15 protein-coding genes and 3 pseudogenes are annotated in these 15,841 nt (G+C 60.0%); 8 read left to right on the top strand and 10 right to left on the bottom strand.

The window, feature by feature from the left end; all coding sequences use genetic code 11:
* Window positions 1-313: 313 nt before the first annotated feature.
* The 5 genes from ABIA40_RS01490 to ABIA40_RS01510 all read left to right on the top strand — a co-directional run bounded on the left by ABIA40_RS01490 (window position 314) and on the right by ABIA40_RS01510 (window position 5,539).
* Window positions 314-1,408: an ABC transporter ATP-binding protein gene (locus tag ABIA40_RS01490; protein ID WP_404538472.1), complete on the top strand. Its 1,095-nt coding sequence runs from the start codon at window positions 314-316 to the stop codon at window positions 1,406-1,408.
* Between the two features lie 89 nt (window positions 1,409-1,497).
* Window positions 1,498-2,562, top strand: coding sequence for an ABC transporter substrate-binding protein (locus ABIA40_RS01495; RefSeq protein ID WP_404538475.1), 1,065 nt, complete (start codon window positions 1,498-1,500; stop codon window positions 2,560-2,562).
* Between the two features lie 84 nt (window positions 2,563-2,646).
* Window positions 2,647-3,897, top strand: a complete 1,251-nt coding sequence (locus tag ABIA40_RS01500; RefSeq protein WP_404538478.1) for an ABC transporter permease — start codon at window positions 2,647-2,649, stop codon at window positions 3,895-3,897.
* A 5-nt stretch (window positions 3,898-3,902) separates the two neighbouring features.
* Complete coding sequence (locus tag ABIA40_RS01505) at window positions 3,903-4,730, top strand: ABC transporter permease (protein WP_404538481.1); 828 nt, start codon at window positions 3,903-3,905, stop codon at window positions 4,728-4,730.
* A 428-nt stretch (window positions 4,731-5,158) separates the two neighbouring features.
* A complete protein-coding gene (locus ABIA40_RS01510) occupies window positions 5,159-5,539 on the top strand; it encodes a transposase (RefSeq protein WP_404538484.1) in 381 nt (126 codons plus the stop codon).
* A gap of 167 nt (window positions 5,540-5,706) precedes the next feature.
* Here ABIA40_RS01510 and ABIA40_RS01515 read toward each other — a convergent pair whose 3' ends face one another.
* The 9 genes and pseudogenes from ABIA40_RS01515 to ABIA40_RS01555 form a co-directional block, all read right to left on the bottom strand.
* Window positions 5,707-6,120: a tyrosine-type recombinase/integrase gene (locus tag ABIA40_RS01515; RefSeq protein ID WP_404538487.1), complete on the bottom strand. Its 414-nt coding sequence runs from the start codon at window positions 6,118-6,120 to the stop codon at window positions 5,707-5,709.
* 12 nt (window positions 6,121-6,132) lie between these two features.
* Window positions 6,133-6,384, bottom strand: a complete 252-nt coding sequence (locus tag ABIA40_RS01520) for a tyrosine-type recombinase/integrase (RefSeq protein ID WP_404538490.1) — start codon at window positions 6,382-6,384, stop codon at window positions 6,133-6,135.
* A gap of 155 nt (window positions 6,385-6,539) precedes the next feature.
* A complete protein-coding gene (gene tnpC, locus ABIA40_RS01525) occupies window positions 6,540-8,192 on the bottom strand; it encodes an IS66 family transposase (RefSeq protein WP_404538493.1) in 1,653 nt (550 codons plus the stop codon).
* A gap of 45 nt (window positions 8,193-8,237) precedes the next feature.
* Window positions 8,238-8,585: an IS66 family insertion sequence element accessory protein TnpB gene (tnpB, locus tag ABIA40_RS01530; protein ID WP_212400135.1), complete on the bottom strand. Its 348-nt coding sequence runs from the start codon at window positions 8,583-8,585 to the stop codon at window positions 8,238-8,240.
* A complete protein-coding gene (gene tnpA, locus ABIA40_RS01535) occupies window positions 8,582-8,983 on the bottom strand; it encodes an IS66-like element accessory protein TnpA (protein ID WP_404538496.1) in 402 nt (133 codons plus the stop codon). The genes tnpB (ABIA40_RS01530) and tnpA overlap by 4 nt, the downstream gene beginning before the upstream one ends.
* Window positions 8,984-9,013: 30 nt before the next feature.
* A complete protein-coding gene (locus ABIA40_RS01540; RefSeq protein ID WP_404538498.1) occupies window positions 9,014-9,334 on the bottom strand; it encodes a site-specific integrase in 321 nt (106 codons plus the stop codon).
* 336 nt (window positions 9,335-9,670) lie between these two features.
* The gene (locus ABIA40_RS01545) at window positions 9,671-10,243 is read right to left on the bottom strand and encodes a tyrosine-type recombinase/integrase (protein ID WP_404546131.1); all 573 of its coding nucleotides are present in this window, start codon (window positions 10,241-10,243) and stop codon (window positions 9,671-9,673) included.
* On the bottom strand, window positions 10,243-10,461 hold the full coding sequence (locus ABIA40_RS01550) for a tyrosine-type recombinase/integrase (RefSeq protein WP_404538501.1): 219 nt from the start codon (window positions 10,459-10,461) through the stop codon (window positions 10,243-10,245). Before ABIA40_RS01550 ends, ABIA40_RS01545 begins: the two co-directional genes overlap by 1 nt.
* Before the next feature lie 77 nt (window positions 10,462-10,538).
* Window positions 10,539-11,504 (bottom strand): annotated as a pseudogene (locus tag ABIA40_RS01555) (tyrosine-type recombinase/integrase); the annotation flags it as partial.
* A 163-nt stretch (window positions 11,505-11,667) separates the two neighbouring features.
* Here ABIA40_RS01555 and tnpB (ABIA40_RS01560) point away from each other — a divergent pair.
* The 3 genes and pseudogenes from tnpB (ABIA40_RS01560) to ABIA40_RS01570 all read left to right on the top strand — a co-directional run.
* Window positions 11,668-11,952: pseudogene (tnpB, locus tag ABIA40_RS01560) on the top strand (IS66 family insertion sequence element accessory protein TnpB); the annotation flags it as partial.
* Window positions 11,953-12,002: 50 nt separating this feature from the next.
* Window positions 12,003-12,367, top strand: a pseudogene (locus tag ABIA40_RS01565) (IS66 family transposase); the annotation flags it as partial.
* A gap of 772 nt (window positions 12,368-13,139) precedes the next feature.
* On the top strand, window positions 13,140-14,024 hold the full coding sequence (locus ABIA40_RS01570) for a 3-keto-5-aminohexanoate cleavage protein (RefSeq protein WP_404538502.1): 885 nt from the start codon (window positions 13,140-13,142) through the stop codon (window positions 14,022-14,024).
* A gap of 613 nt (window positions 14,025-14,637) precedes the next feature.
* Here ABIA40_RS01570 and ABIA40_RS01575 read toward each other — a convergent pair.
* Entirely contained in the window at window positions 14,638-15,114 is a 477-nt protein-coding gene (locus ABIA40_RS01575; RefSeq protein ID WP_404538505.1) for a plasmid pRiA4b ORF-3 family protein, read from the bottom strand.
* Between the last annotated feature and the right edge of the window lie 727 nt (window positions 15,115-15,841).

Here is a 15,841-nt window from a genome sequence, read left to right on the forward strand (position 1 = left end):
CGCATGAAAGCGAATCCCCCCGATCTGTCGAGGTTGCGCTGAATTTCGCCTCGCCGAGTGGCCAAATCAGTGAAATTCGTCGCTGGCAGCCGGTACATTTTTCGTGAAAGACGAGCTCTTGTCTTTTAAGGCCGCAACGTGAACCGCGGTCGGAGAAGGGATATGCCAATTGGTTATTCGTAGCCTCCTCACGGAGAGCCTATCCGTGCGGCCGCAGGCGCAGGTCAGGCAATCCGTGAAGAAAGAACATTGTGGTCTGGTAGCCGACGGCGGCGCGTCGCCAGGCCAAGCGCCGGGACTCGGGAGGGGGGCGATGCCGGACGCGAGCAATGCATTCGTGAGGTTTGCTGACATTCAGAAGACCTACGATGGCGAAACGTTGGTCGTTAAAAATCTCAACCTGGATATCGCGCGGGGTGAGTTCTTGACAATGCTGGGGCCCTCCGGATCCGGCAAGACGACAACTCTCATGATGCTCGCCGGCTTCGAGATGCCCACCCAGGGGCAGATTCTTCTGGGCGGGCGCTCGATCGATAAGATGCCCCCGCACAAGCGCGACATTGGTATGGTGTTCCAGAACTACGCGCTTTTTCCGCACATGACCGTGGAGGAGAACCTCGCGTTCCCACTCAAGGTCCGCAATCTCAGCAAGGTTGAGGCTGAGGCCAGAATTAAGCGGGCGCTCGACATGGTTCGGCTCGCCGCTCACCGCAAGCGTCGGCCAAGTCAGCTTTCCGGCGGGCAGCAGCAGCGCGTCGCGCTAGCCCGCGCCCTCGTCTTCGATCCCAAGCTCGTGCTAATGGACGAGCCGCTCGGCGCCCTGGATAAGCAGTTACGCGAGCAGATGCAGCTTGAGATCAAGCACATCCACGAGGATCTCGGCGTCACCCTGGTTTATGTGACGCATGACCAAAGCGAAGCGCTAACTATGTCGGACCGCATAGCGGTGTTCAACGACGGCGTCATCCAGCAGGTCGCCGCACCTATCGAACTGTACGAGCGACCGCAGAACGCCTTCGTCGCCCAGTTCATCGGCGAGAACAACCAAGTACACGGCAAGGTCGTTGCGATGAATGGCGCGATTTGCGAGGTGGAAGTTCCAGGCGCGGGCAGCGTGCGTGCACTGGCGGTCAATGTGGAGGCGGTCGGTCAGCCGACCGTACTGTCATTGCGGCCGGAGCGGGTGAAACTGAACCCTGCGCCGGGATCTCTGCCTAATGTCTTCGTCGCGCGAGTTGCCGAGCTGATCTATCTGGGCGACCACGTGCGCACCCGGGTTTCATTCTGCGGGGATAGTGACTTTGTGATCAAGTTGCCGAATTCGGAAGGCGTGGTGCAGCTCGAGCCTGGCGCGCCGATCACTATCGGCTGGAGAACGGAGGATTGTCGCGCGCTCGACGCGTCATGACGATGACCCGAAGCTCCGCGGTGAAGGCAGTGGCCGGGTTTCGGCGCGAACCTATTCCTAAAGATCGCATAGCAGGAGGGAAGCAGACAATGATGAAGAGATTGATGATGCCTGGTGCTTTGGCCATAATCGGCTTAGCCGCGGGTACGCTTGCGCCAGCGAAACTTGCCTTTGCGGGCGATCCGCTGACGATAGTCTCATGGGGGGGGGACTATCAAAAAGCTTTGCGCAAGGCCTATTTTGATCCATTCACAAACGCAACCGGGATCAAGATCACCGAGGACGAATACAGCGGCGAGGTCGCCAAGGTCCGTGCCATGGTCGAGTCCAAGACCGTGAGCTGGGACGTGATCGACACGGCGGGAACGTTCGCCTGGAATTTGTGCGCCCAGGGTCTTCTCGAGACGATCGACTGGAAGAAGGTGGGCCTCGACCGGGCCAAATTCGGTGACCCTGCCAAATTTGATTGTGGTGTGCCGTTTCAAGTCAATTCCACGATTGTGGCCTACGACAAGGACAAGCTGTCGGATGGTCCGAAGACAATCGCTGACTTGTTCGACACTAAAAAATTTCCCGGCAAGCGCGGGCTTGCAAAGAATCCCCAGATCAATCTCGAATGGGCGCTGATCGCCGACGGTGTGCCCGTAAAGGACGTCTATAAGGTCCTCAACACCCCCGAGGGCGTCGAGCGCGCGTTCAAGAAGCTCGATACGATCAAGAAGGAGGTCGTCTGGTGGACGGCGAGCGCCCAGCCGCCCCAGCTGTTGGCTGATGGGCAGGTTATCATGACTTCAGCCTATCACGGCCGCATCTACAATGCTATCAAAGACTCAGGCAAGCATTTCGAGATGATGTGGGACGCTGCGCCGGCGGGCTGGGCGTACTGGACGATTCCCAAGGGCAGTCCGCATCTGGACGACGCCTACAAGTTCCTCGCCTTCGGTGGCTCCCCCCAACCGCAAGCCGACCTGACGCACTACATCCCATATGGGCCCAGCAACAAGGATGCGATGGCGCTTGTCGATGCGGCTGTGCGGTCCAGTCTTCCGAATACGCCCGAGCATGAGGCCATTGCTCTGAACGTGGACTACCTCTTCTGGATGGAAAAGGGCGATGAGTTGCGCCAGCGCTTTAACGCCTGGCTTGCAAAGTGAGCGCAACCCAAGGCGAGGAGAACTTCCGTTCTCCTCGCCTTGCACGGACGATCTGCGACATTGAGAAGAGTGGGAGAGGAGTCGATGGCGACGATGGCCGTCCAAATCGCCGGCGTTGCCGGCGGCATACCGTTGCCGGTCAAGCTGCGGCGGGTCGAGCGCCGGCGCAAGCTGACGGCATTCGCTCTTGTCCTGCCGCTCCTGCTGTTCATCCTGACCACCTTCGTCGTGCCGATCGGCCGGATGATGCTCAACGCGATCTATGACGATACGCTGCTTACACTCATGCCGCGAACAACGGCAGCGCTCAGCACTTGGGACGGCAAGGACCTGCCTGATGAGAGCGTCTATGCCGCTCTGGCCGAAGATCTCCAGCAGGCCTGGACGCAGAAGACTGCAGGCGTGGTCGCCAACCGGATTAACTATGAGCTCCCCGGCGCCGGCGGCCAGGTTCGCTCGAGCGCCCGTAAGGCGAGCACACTTTCCAACGGCCCCTACAAGGCCGTGTTAATCGAAAATAGCCCGCTCTGGGGGCAGCGCGGCGTATGGAGCTTGCTTAAGCGCGGCCACTCAGCCTACACGGCTTACTACCTGCTGCGTTCGCTTGATTACCAGTATGGGCCCGAGGGCCAGATCGTCGCCTCCCCGCCGGAAAACGCGATCTTTCGCGACGTCTTCCTGCGCACACTTGGTATTAGCATCGGCGTGACCGCTTTGACCCTGCTGCTAGGCTTTCCGGTGGCTTATCTCTTGGCGACATTACCGGCGAAGACTGGCAATCTGCTGATGATCATGGTTATTCTGCCGTTCTGGACGTCGCTTCTGGTACGCACCACGGCGTGGGTCGTGCTCCTACAGGAGCACGGTCTTGTAAATGACCTGCTGATGGGGCTGCATATCATATCGCAGCCCGCGGAGCTCATATTTAACCGAATCGGCACAGTGGTAGCGATGACCCATATCCAGTTGCCATTCACATTGCTGCCGATTTACAGCGTGCTAAAGACGATTCCGCCGAGCCATGTCCGCGCCGCCCGCTCGCTCGGCGCCGGTCCATTCTACGCGTTCTGGAAGGTCTATTTTCCCCAAACATTACCAGGGATCGCTGCCGGCTGCCTTCTGACCTTCATGCTATGCCTGGGCTATTACATTACCCCTGCGCTTGTCGGGGGCCCGGCCGACCAGATGGTCAGCTCCTTCGTGGCCCACTATACGAACGAGGATCTCAACTGGGGTATGGCCTCGGCCCTTGGTGTCATCCTGCTCACTGCGACTCTGCTGCTTTACTATGCTTACAACAAGCTGGTTGGCTTTGACCGGCTCAAGATGGGATGAGTGCGATGGCCGCTTCCGCCTATGCCTCTCCAATAGAGAAGGGCTGGTACTATCTGCACCGGCTGATCTGCGCGGCGGTGCTGCTGTTTCTCATCGCGCCGATCCTTGCCATTCTCCCGCTATCATTCAATTCTGTGCCGTTTTTCACCTACCCAATGCCAGGGCTGTCGCTGCGGTGGTACGAGGAGTTCTTCCTAACAGATCGTTGGCAGGGCGCGCTGCACAACTCTATCTTCGTCGCCGTGTTGGTCACGCTGCTGTCGACTGCACTCGGGACGCTAGCCGCGCTCGGGTTGAGTCGCCCGAACTTCCCATGGCGCACTCTGGTGATGAGCCTATTGATCTCACCGATGATCGTCCCAATAGTAATTACCGCTGAGGCTGTATATTTCTTCTATGCCAATGTTGGACTGCTCAACAGCTATACCGGGCTGATTCTAGCGCACACCACGCTTGCAACGCCCTTCGTCGTCATTGCGGTGACCGCGACTCTGATGGGATTCGACCACTCGCTTACACGCGCAGCCGCTGGGCTGGGCGCGCCGCCGATTACCGTATTCTTCAAGGTCATTCTGCCGCTTATTCTACCAGGCATGATCTCCGGAGCGCTTTTCGCCTTCATCAGCTCCTTCGACGAGGTGGTGATTGCGCTTTTCGTCACTAGCGGCGAGCAACGCACGTTGCCGAAGGTTATGGTTTCCGGCATCCGCGAGCAGATCAGTCCGACTATCACTGCCGCGGCCGCCGTGCTGGTCCTGTTCTCCATCGCCTTATTGACAATCGTCGAGATGCTGCGCCGACGGTCGCAGCGGATGCGTGGGATGAGCACTTGATTTCACCGACCCCGTCGGAGAGCGCCTCTTCCGCTTTAGAGGCGGCGGTCCGCCTGCCAGCTTCCCAGCGAAGGCCAGAGCAATGACGAACTACGCCCGACAGTCAAGGAATGGGTCGAACAGACGACGTTCTGGACGACCCACGAGCGTCTGATTGAGCAAAGCCAGCGCCTTTCGGGTACCTCCATCAATTCCAGCGGTACGATGACTGGGCCGATCTGTTCTCCGCCTACTCCAGCAGTAACTTTGCCTCAGCTGCCTCGGTCTGGATCTTTCGAGCGAGGGCTAGCGGTGCAGGATCTCAGGAATCTAAATTTCTGCCAATGCAGTGCCGTTGACCGTAAGCGTAGCGCCGAGGCCCTTTAGATTGTCTGTGCGCAGCCTTCGGAGCACCGTTAGAAGAGTCATCTTCGGCAAGGGTGCCCATAATGGACGACCATTCGGACGACATAAGACGACCGGTGACGCAGCGTATTGAAGTGTATGCTGGTGCAGGCCGGAAGCAGTGGCCGGATGATTTGAAGGCACAGATTGTGGCGGAGAGCCTCGAGCCAGGTGCGGTTGTGACAGATATCGCACGCCGCCATGGCTGCCGGCCGCAGCAGGTGCATGACTGGCGACGCCGGGCGCGTTCAGGTCAACTGGTGCTGCCAGCTTCGGTGGATACACTATCATTCGTGCCTTTAGTGTCGGAGACGTCGCTGCCGGGGACTGCCGCGCCCTCCGGATCGCCGGAGGCTGCCGCTGTTACGATTGTGTCCTGGGGGAACGGGTGGAGGTGCGCGGAACACCTAGGCTTGCCGTGCTGAGTGATGTGTTTGTGGCATTACGCCGGACACGTTCATGCTGACGGCTCCGGCTGGCCTCATGATTTATGTTGCGACCCGACCTGTAGACTTCCGGAATTATGCGGAGCCCACGATTATGCGGAGTGTGCGGCGGGAAGTTGGTTCCCGCCGCGGTCTTCTCGCCTATTTCACTCCGCATAATTCGGCTTGCGTCCGGCCACATTCAGCATGGCCAGGAGCTTGTCGGGCGCCCGGAATCGACCGGGCGTCAGCATCGGCGGCGACATGGCGGCGAGCGCTTCGAGCTTCTCTGTCGGATCGGCGCGAAGGTAGACCTCGGTGCTTTGCAGGCTGGCGTGTCCGAGCCATAGCGAGACTTTCCGGACGTCGCGAGTCGCCTGAAGCGTATGCATGGCGCAGGTATGGCGCAGTACGTGCGGACTGACGCCTTTGCCGGCGATCGACGGCGCCTTGCGAGCGGCGGCGGCGACATGCTTGGTCAGGATGTACTCAAAGCCCGAGCGGGTCATCGCCTGAGCACGGGCGTTGAAGAACAGCTCAGGAACGTCGGTGACTGGGCGCACTTTGAGCCAAGCCTTCACAGCTGCAGCCGTTTATTTCCAGAGCGGCAAGACACGTTCACGACGGCCCTTACCCATGATGTGCACGCTGGATATGGTCTGGCGGTCGATCTGATCGAGCCGAAGGCCGACCAGCTCCGACACGCGCATGCCTGCGGCGAAGGCCAGATGCAGCATGGCTCGATCACGGATGCCGGACACGGTGCTCGCGTCTGGCGCATCTAACAGAGCCTGCAGCTCGTCACGAGTGAGATAGCCGACGAGCGCCTGATCGGTCTTCTTCATCGGGATCGCATGGATCCGACGTGATTGGTCGAGGCAGGATGGCACCCTGTATTCCAGATTCGGGAGAACGAGTTGATCGGTACGCATACGACGAGGACCGCCTGATTGACGTACGCGCGCGGGCTCAGTGAGCTCTATGATCGGTTGGGTGAAGGTCAGGCGGCCTGCTGACCGGCAGGCTTATCGGCTTGGCGCAGGAGCTTCCATTCCCAGGGCAGCAGTTCGTGCAGCCGCGACGTGGGAAGATCGGCGATCCGGGCAAAGACGTCGGCGAGCCAGGCCTTGGGATCGACGTCGTTGAGGCGACAGGTCGTGATCATCGTCAGCATGATAGCGGCACGGTCGGCGCCACGCTGGCTACCAGCGAAGGTCCAGTTGCGCCTTCCCAAGGCAATGCCTCTCAATGCACGTTCAGCGCAATTGTTGGTCAAGCAGATCCTGCCATCGTCGAGGAAACGGGCGAAGTCGTCCCAGCGCCTGAGCATGTAGTTCATGGGCTTCAGGACCTCGGCGGAGCGCGAGAGGGTTTCTCGCTCGCGCAGCAGCCAGGCGTGCATGTCGTCGAGCAGCGGCTTGCTCCGCTCCTGGCGCACGGCGCGCCGCTCGTTGGCACTACGGCCGTTGATGGCGCGCTCGATCTCGAACAGGGCGTCAAGACGCCTGACCGCCTCTAGCGCGATCGGGGAGACCGGTTTGCCCTTGCGGCCTTCCCGTGCGGTTTTCTCGATGTCGGCCAGCTCGAAGAAGCCTCGCCGCGCATGGGCCAGGCAAAATGCCGGCGTGATCGGCATCGCTTTCCTTTTTGGGTCGAACAACGGCTCGAAGCCGCCATAGCAATCCGCCTGCAGGATGCCGGCGAAGGCGGCCAGATGCTTCTGGGGATGTTCGCCCCGTCGGTCGCCTGAGGCATAATAGACCGCCGCCGGCGGCGCAGGCCCGGCGAACGGCCGGTCATCCCGCACATAGGTCCAGATCCGGCCGGTCGTGCACTTGCCCTTCGCCAGGATGCGGATGGTGGTGTCGTCGCCATGAAGGCGCTCGGCCGCGCGCACATGACGCTCAATCAGCTGGAACAGCGGCATGACAGCGAAGGTTCCGTGGCCCACCTGGTCGGCCAGTGTCGACAACGGCAGGTCCATCCGCTCGGCCTTGAAGCGCACACTCTGACGATTGAGCGGGATATGCATGCCGAACTTGTCGAACAGGATCGTCGCCAGCAATTGCGGACCGATGAAGCCGCGCGGCGTGGCATGGAACGGTGCCGGCGGCTGGCTGATCTTCTCGCAATCGCGGCAGGTGAACTTCTCGCGCACCGTCTCGATCACCTTGAAGCGACGCGGGATCTCCTCCAGCGTCTTGGTGACATCCTCTCCGACCTTCGCCAGCCGAGATCCACCGCAGCAGGCGCAGCTCGTTGGAGCCTCAATGACGACGCGCTCGTGTTCGATGTCGTCCGGCCATGGCTGGCGAACCGGCCGCTTGCGCATGAAGGGGCGGACGTTCTGCGTCTTCGCCGCTGCGGCCTGCGCGGCAAGCTCATCCTCGCTCGCCGTGGTGACGAGTTCTTCGAGCTCCAATTCCAGCTGCTCGATCAGCCGCGCCGTGCGCTCGGATCGCTGCCCGTGCAGTTCGCGTTTGAGCTTCTCGATCCGCAGTTCGAGATGCGCGATCAGCGCCGCGTTATCCGACAGCTCCGCCTGCGCGCTGGCAGCCATCGCCTCGGCTCGCAGCCGCGCCTCACGCTCGGCTTGCAGCGCTGCCAAGGCACTGACGAGATCCGACGGGAGGTCGTCCGGCTTCGATATCATGAAGCCATTGAATCAGATCGAGCAGCAGATTCAAACCCAAAACGGTTATCCGACCCGCGTCGGACGCTGGGTTTCTTGCGGATTGCGCCAATCGATCCCGGACAGCAGATAGCTTAACTGCGCCGGCGAGATCGTTACCGATTCACCTGCAACCGATGGCCAGATGAACTTTCCTCTCTCGAGTTTTTTTGTGAACAAGCAGGCTCCCTGGCCATCGTGCCAGATCGCCTTCACGAGATCGCTGCGGCGACCGCGGAAGACGAACAGATGACCGCTGAGCGGGTCTTTGTGTAGCACCTCCTGCACTTGGAGGGCCAGCGACGGAAAGCCTCTGCGCATATCCGTGTAGCCAGTCGCGAGCCACACTCGCACATTCCCCGGTATAGCAATCATCGGCGTCCAAGCACATCGAGAACCCGCGACAGCGCCTCCGGATCGACGTGCGCATCCACCCGGATGCACCGTCGGTTGCCGAGATCGATCTCTATCAATCCAGTACGCGCGGCTGCCACCGAGCGAACTCGGCCGTCAACGGTATGCAAAAGCTTCGGAGCTTCCTCAGCGGAGGCCGCTACGGCGGCGATCTGCACCGGCGTAAAAGACGGTACAACTTGTTCCGATGTCCGTGCTTGTCGACGCCAGGTAAACACCAGGCTGGCCGCTACTCCGTTGCGACGCGCAACCTCGGTTACCTTCGCGCCCGGTGCCAGCGTCTCCTCGACAATCCGTGCCTTGTCGTCCTGCGACCAGCGCCGCCGCCGCTCCAGCCCGCCCAAAACCTCGACCCGCATCGCCTGATGACCTTAAAGCTAGACCTAAGGTCACACGCTTCGCGAATTACCACCCGTCATGCAAGACGGCCCTCGTCGGAGGCGTACGTTGATCGCAGCGAGCCGGGCATTGCGAGTTCGTGCCGAGTTGCCGCGCTGCTTCTCTAGATGCTCCAGGAATGCCAAGATCAGCGGCGCGTCGAGCCGTTCGATCTCGATCTTCGATGGCTTGAGCTTGAGTCGGCCGGCGGCAAATTGGAGCAACAGCTGGAAGCTCTGGGCATACGCCTCGCAGGTATGCTGGCTCGCCCTGCGTTCTTTGGGCAGGTGCTCGCGCAGGAAGCTGCTCAGGTAGGGGGCGAGCGCAGTCATGCGGCGCCTCCAATGAGCATGCCTCGCCGGCCTCGGCGATCTGGCCCATTAGGGTCCGCGTCGCCTGCAAGTACCAATAGGTGTCGGTCACGTGGGCGTAGCCGAGGTAGATGCTGAGCGCCACGATATGGCGGGCGATCGCAGCACGATCGTGGCGGCACTGCTCCAGCGAGCGGACCGCGAAGGTGTGGCGCAGATCGTGGATGCGCGGATCTCGCCCCGCGTAGGCGCCCCGAGATTGGTAACTGTCGAGGAGTTGCAGGAAGATGCGTCGCGCGGTGTTGTAGGGCAGCCACTGTCCGGCAACCGATACGAAGAGAGCACGATCTGTGGTGGTCAGCGACCGCCGGGTGACCAGATATCTGTCGAGCGCCAGCCGAGCTGTTGCGTGAAGTGCAACAGCCGGCTCTTCTGGAACTTGGTCTTTCGGACGACGAGCCCATCGGCACTTACATCGTCGATCCGCAGCGCCAAAGCTTCCGCGATCCGCATGCCGGTAGCGGTGAGCAGGCCGAAGAGCGTTACATACATGATCGGTCTGATCGAGCCTACCGGCCGGAGTGCCGTCGCAGCGCGAAGCAATCGTGCGATCTCGTCCGCACTATAGATATAAGGCGGTCGCCGCTTGACGACAGCGTGGCCGAGTGCATCCGCCGCCGGAACCTGATGGCGCGGCTTCACGGCATGCATCGCCAGCGCGAACCGCCGCACGGTAAGCAACCGGTTGCGGCGCTGCTCCGGTGACGGCGCTCGTGCGGCCCATGCCAGGACCCGGGCACTTCTGATGTGCCGGTCGCCGTGCTCCTCGGCGAAGCTGACGTAGCCCCTCAGCAGGATTTGCTGCACACGGAACTTGAACCCCAGCGACTGCTGCTGGTCCACATATTTGGCCAGATATTGACTCAGCATCACGCATCTCCCGGCCAGGGCTGCGCGATCTGCAGCAGCATCGTGACGTCGACTTTGGCATAGTGCGCGGTCATGTCAGGCGAGCGGTGGCGGAGCACGGCACCAACCGTGTCGAGCGTCGCGCCGCCCCGGAGCATGGCCGTCGCGGCCGAGTGTCGAAGCAGGTTGGCCCCATTCGACGGAGCGGTGATGCCGGCCTTTCGTATTGCACAGCGCACACGTCAGAGACTACGCTCGACCTTGTCAGTGGCCGGATTGGTGCGTTCAACATGAAGAAGATTCGACCACCGACGACGTGCGGCCGGGCTTGATCCAGATAAGCGAGCACGGCATCACCGGCGTCTTGCGGCAATGGTAATCTCGTTTCCCGGCGCCCCTTGCCACGAACCGACAGCGTAGCTTGTTGCCAATCAATATCGGTGAGACGAAGAGAAAGAATGTCGCTGGCTCGCAAACCCAGTCGCGCCAACAGCAGCAGGATCGCCCGATCACGCACGCCAGTCGCCCTGGTCTGATCGCACGTTGCAATCAACGTCTCGACATCCGACGAGCGGATGTATCGCGGCAGCGACGACAGTCGCCACTGCGGAATGATTGGCACAGCCTGATCGAGTCCAGCTCGGCACACCCCCGCGCGCTGAGGAACCGCAAATATCCTCTCAGCGCCATCGTCATCGTCTTCACATAGGCCAGCGAGACCCGCTTCGTCTCTGCAATGATCACGTCGCGAATGAGCTGAGCATTCCAACTTCGCGGCCTGATGCCAAGCGCCGGGAGCAGCCGCATGACCATGCGACCGTGCCGATCTATTGTCAGCTCTGTGACGCCGCGATGCTGTCGCAGTCAGTCCTGGAACTCGACCGCCCGGCGGTGGGGCGTCGGTAATCCGGGCTTCGGCTTGCGCTGGACGATTCCGCGCTCGCCGAGAAACTCGATGAACCGGCGCACCCGCCTCACGCACTTCGCGGACACGCTCCTCTCGCGACGGATGCCGGGACATCGACAGCGATGCCAGAGCGAACCGATCGGCGACGCCATCATCGATACCAGCGACTGCGATCTTGGCCAGCGTCAGCCATTGCGCGAGGTAACCGGCTGCAGCGTCATAGCCGCTCACCGTCAAGCTCTTATGCCCCAATACTGTCAGGTGTCGTGTGAACTCCGTCACCAGCGGGGCGAGATCGCCTGCGTCCATGCAGCGCAGCCCGTGGCAGTGATCCTCACTCGACTTGGTCATTCCTTGTCTCCCTTTCGTTGCCATCAGGCAGGAAGGGAGGCCTCGGATTATGCTGAGTGAGAAAGAGGGCAGCAGGCCTAAACTGTTGATAACGAAGCGGGTCTCGGATTGAACGGCCGCACACTCCGCATAATCGTGGGCTCCGCATAATTGCGGTTATGGTGCACCACATAACCGCAAGGGCGCGGATGGCTTGGCACTCTTGGCGAAGGAGACGCTGGGCCACGATCCGATGAAGGGCGTGGCAGTGGTCTTCCGTGCGAAGCGTGCCGATCGGGTGAAGATCGTCGTTTGGGATGGCAGTGGCCTTGTGCTGTACTGGAAGCGGCTTGAGGGCAGCGCCTTCAAATGGCTGCCGGTTGTTGACGGTGTGATGCGAATGAACGCCGCGCAGCTGTCGGCGCTTCTGGCCGGCATTGATTGGACACGCATGCACCCATCCCGAATCCCGCAGCCGAAAGCACTTGCGTAGGGCATAAAATCTTCGCTACATCGGGGCGCGAAGCATGGCAACTCGGGCCAATGAGTGATTTGGCTGATGTGCTGCCGAGCGATCCAGCCGAGTTGCGTGCCTTTGCCGCGGCTCTGCTGGAGCGCTGCGCCAGGCTCGAGCGGTTGCTCAAGCAAAAGATGCGCAGTTCGGTCGATCCTCCGAAAAGCTTGACGTTGATCAGCTCCAGCTTGTTCTGGAGGATATCGATCAGGCCGTCGCGGCTCTCGAAGCAGCCGAGGATCATGCCAATCCCAAAACATGCGAGAAGAGAGCTGCCGAGCACAGGGCCAATCGCGGTCAGTTGCCGGAGCATTTGCCACGCATCGTTGAAACACTGATGCCGGCTGCAACCTGCTGCCCGTCCTGCAAAGGCGATCTCGTTGAGATTTCGCGCCGGCGGCGCACCACGGGACCCTCATCTCGGCATGAAAGTCTCGCGATTCAAGCATCAGACACACAATTCCGGCACAACATGCTTTCAAATTGAGGAAATCCGCTTCATCCTGCAGCTATAGTGAACCCGATCACATGCCAACGATTTCGGGACAGCCGAGTGGCAATGCCGCGCCAAAGCTTTGTTGGACTTTCAACCATGGAGATGAACCCAGAGAGCCGACGATAGGCTCGGCGACTATGGTATTTGCGGCTGTCAGATCGTCGTGAATGCCGCCTGAGTTCTGGTTACGTATGTGCGCTACAATCCCACAAGAAGCAGCCCACCTTGCGGCTGCTCGCCCCCTTGGCTGGAACTACGCGGTTTCCATCCCCGGAAACGTCGATTCGGATTCACACGCGGTATTCATGAAGTGCCTCTGCATTCGTGCACTCGGATATCACGCGGGACTACGGACAACTCCAGCTCAACGACGCTTTCCATCAAATGATGGCGGCAAGCGCAACCGGGTTGCCGCCATCGACGGCAAACCGCTGGAATTCAATGCTAGCGCAGCAAGCCAGCACCTCGCGCCGGTCCCTCCGAAGTGGCCTGCGAAGCTGCAGCACTACCATACTGGAAGTCTCTCCTGGATGTCGGCCGTGGGACTAGTCTCACTGCCGCACTGCCGAGCGATGAGCGAGGCTCTGCAACCCAGGCATCGCGGCCAAAGCCTCAATGTTTCAACTCCGACTCAGAGTGAGTCCCCAGATTATCAACAGAGGAGATCTTGATGTCTCGAAAAGTGATCGTAACGTGTGCAGTTACTGGTGGGAGTTCCGAGGTCATCGCGAAACACCCCGATATTCCGAAGACGCCTTCGCAAATTGCAGCGGCGGCATTGGACGCCGCGAAAGCAGGGGCTGCGGTCGTCCACATCCACGTCCGCGATCCAGAAACCGGGGTCCCGTCGCACCGGTTGGAGCTCTATGAACATGTCGTGAAGAAGCTTCGGGACGCGGCTACTGATGTGATCATCAATTTGACCTGTGGAATGGAGGGGAGCGTGAGGCTCGAATCCCTCGACCCTATAAAGCTGGACACAGCGAGCTCACTGAAAAGTCCTGCGGGACGCTGTATTCACGCAATCAAACTTCAACCGGAGATTGCCACCCTCGACTGCGGCACGATGGCTTTCGGGGAAAGCATTTTTGTCGCGCGCATGTCCGACCTGCGAGAGATGGCAACGCTCATGAGAGACGCCGGCGTGAAGCCGGAGCTTGAATGCTTCGAGCTAGGCCATATTGAAAACGCCAAGCGTCTAGTATCAGAAGGCAAGATTGATGGCCGGCCCCTCTTTCAATTTTGCCTCAGCACCGGGTATGGCGCTCCTGCTGTGCCGATCGTCATGCAGGCGATGCGCGACATTTTGCCGTCAGGGGCTATCTGGGCCGGATTCGGCTGCGGCGCCGACGAAATGCCTGCGGTTCCACAGCTGGTAGGCTTGGGCGGGCATGTCCGAGTTGGATTGGAAGACAACATCTATCTTCGGCGTGGCGTGCTGGCTTCAAACGCCCAGCTTGTTGAGAATGCGGTTGGAATCATCGAACGTATGGGCGCCAGCGTTGCTACACCGGCAGAGGCTAGGGAAATTCTCGGCGTCGTGAAGCGCGGATAATAGAGCCCGACTTTCGCGGCCTGTTCTGGACTATTCCGGAGCAGGCCGAGTTTCGGTCATTCAGAAGCAAGCTATTCATCGCCGCCCCCGCCGGCCAAGCATGCGTGGTTCGAGACCGACCGAGCGAACCGACAGCGGGAACTCCTTGAGCTAACGGCCGCCGCCGGGTTGATGATCTACGCGCAGCACATGTCGATTGTAACGTGAAGATAGTGTTTGTCTGGCGCGATAAACTCATGCTCTATGCATCAGCACGAACCGGGCATCGAGAAATCCTGCAACAAGAGAGAGGTCGAAGGCATTGTCAGGAATGCGCGCAACTTGCATCATACCGGAGCCTGCGAGATAGCCGGTGTGCAGTTTGGCTTGAAGGGCACCCTCACTGCCTTGCCACAGTAACGAAAGATAGAATCCTGCAGCGCTCTAAAGGTCTACTGAACCGAACGGGTGTCCGCGGTCAGCGGCATAATGAAGAAATAACGCGACGCACGAGCCTTCGGGACTGGCGCAAGTTGAGAGTACGTGAATACGCACTTTGGCATTTCACTGCGCCCGCTGCTGGGCTGTATCTGAAGAGGTAGAAGTCGATAATATCGATCCCAATCCTTAAGTGTCACTGCCTCTCTTCCGGTCTCCACCTGCGCGCGCGCGAGGTCAACGGTAAGCGTAGCTCTGCGGCCCTTTTGATTGACGCTTGACGTTTATTTGAGCCGCGCGGCGCGAGGCCGCGGCTTCCAAATTCCGGACAATGCGTTGACGGCGGCCTCGAGCGTCTTCCGGTCGACGACGTTGGGATCGAACTGTTCGGGCCCGAGAGGTGCATATTCTCATGTTCTGGATGAGTAGGGTCGCCGATGGCGTCGAGGTAGTCGGCATAGCCTGGTGCACCGCCGACGTCCTCCGGAGGACAACGACCGGCAGCCTCGAGCAGGAGCGGTAGTCCCTCCATCGTCGTGTTGTCGAACCATTTTTCGAGTTTGATCACATGGTCCCAGCTGTCGCCGAAAGCGAACGGGCTCGCACGCGAGGCAAATCCACACCACCAAGGCGGCGAGAGCGTTCGGATCATGTGCAACGACGCGCTTTGCATTCAGGACTCATTTTGCCTTACTTGCCCGTCCCACAACTAAGCTGGTCGCATTTCCAATTGAGCCGCTCCAAATAATCCACGCACGATTGACGGCGGATTAAGGGGCGGATTTCATCACTAGAACTATGCGGTCTTCGCTCGATCCTAGAAAAGAGGCCGCCGCAGCATGGCCGGCGGGTATCAGGTTCGCCATCGCAAATCGCGAATTAGATCGAGACCAGCATTGTGGCAACGACCCTAGATTTAAAACACGTCGGTTTGTGGGTTTCCCAATAAAAAGCTCAACGCGTTGGACTCTATTCCGCAATCATGGCTCTGCCTTCATCGCAGCCTTGCTTTGGACTAGCGTGGTGCTGTCACGGTGCGGCGACGCATAATCGGAAGGTGGGCGCACGCGTCACCAAACGGTCTTGTTTGTCCAATTCCTGATACGTCGGATGCCCGCCTCAGCTCCTGCACCCCAGCACGTCTGCCCCGTTGTATTAAAGCCGAGACTGTGGCGGGGCACTAGCGCGTTCTGACTAAGTCGTAACGTTCGCGCACAGTTTCCACGCGATAGGCATGTAACTGTCACCAACTAAGCGCGCAATTGCGATTAGATCATAATGTTCGCTGCAAGCGCGCTTCAGCGCTTTAAATCTGTGGTACGAAGCGCGCTGTCCGCGGAATGAGCTCTGTAATGCGCGTGATCTCCGTCATACTAGGAGTCCGCGGCGTCTAACATCGA

This window comes from Bradyrhizobium sp. USDA 223 (genome assembly GCF_044909005.1).
GTDB classification, from domain to species: Bacteria; Pseudomonadota; Alphaproteobacteria; order Rhizobiales; family Xanthobacteraceae; genus Bradyrhizobium; species Bradyrhizobium yuanmingense.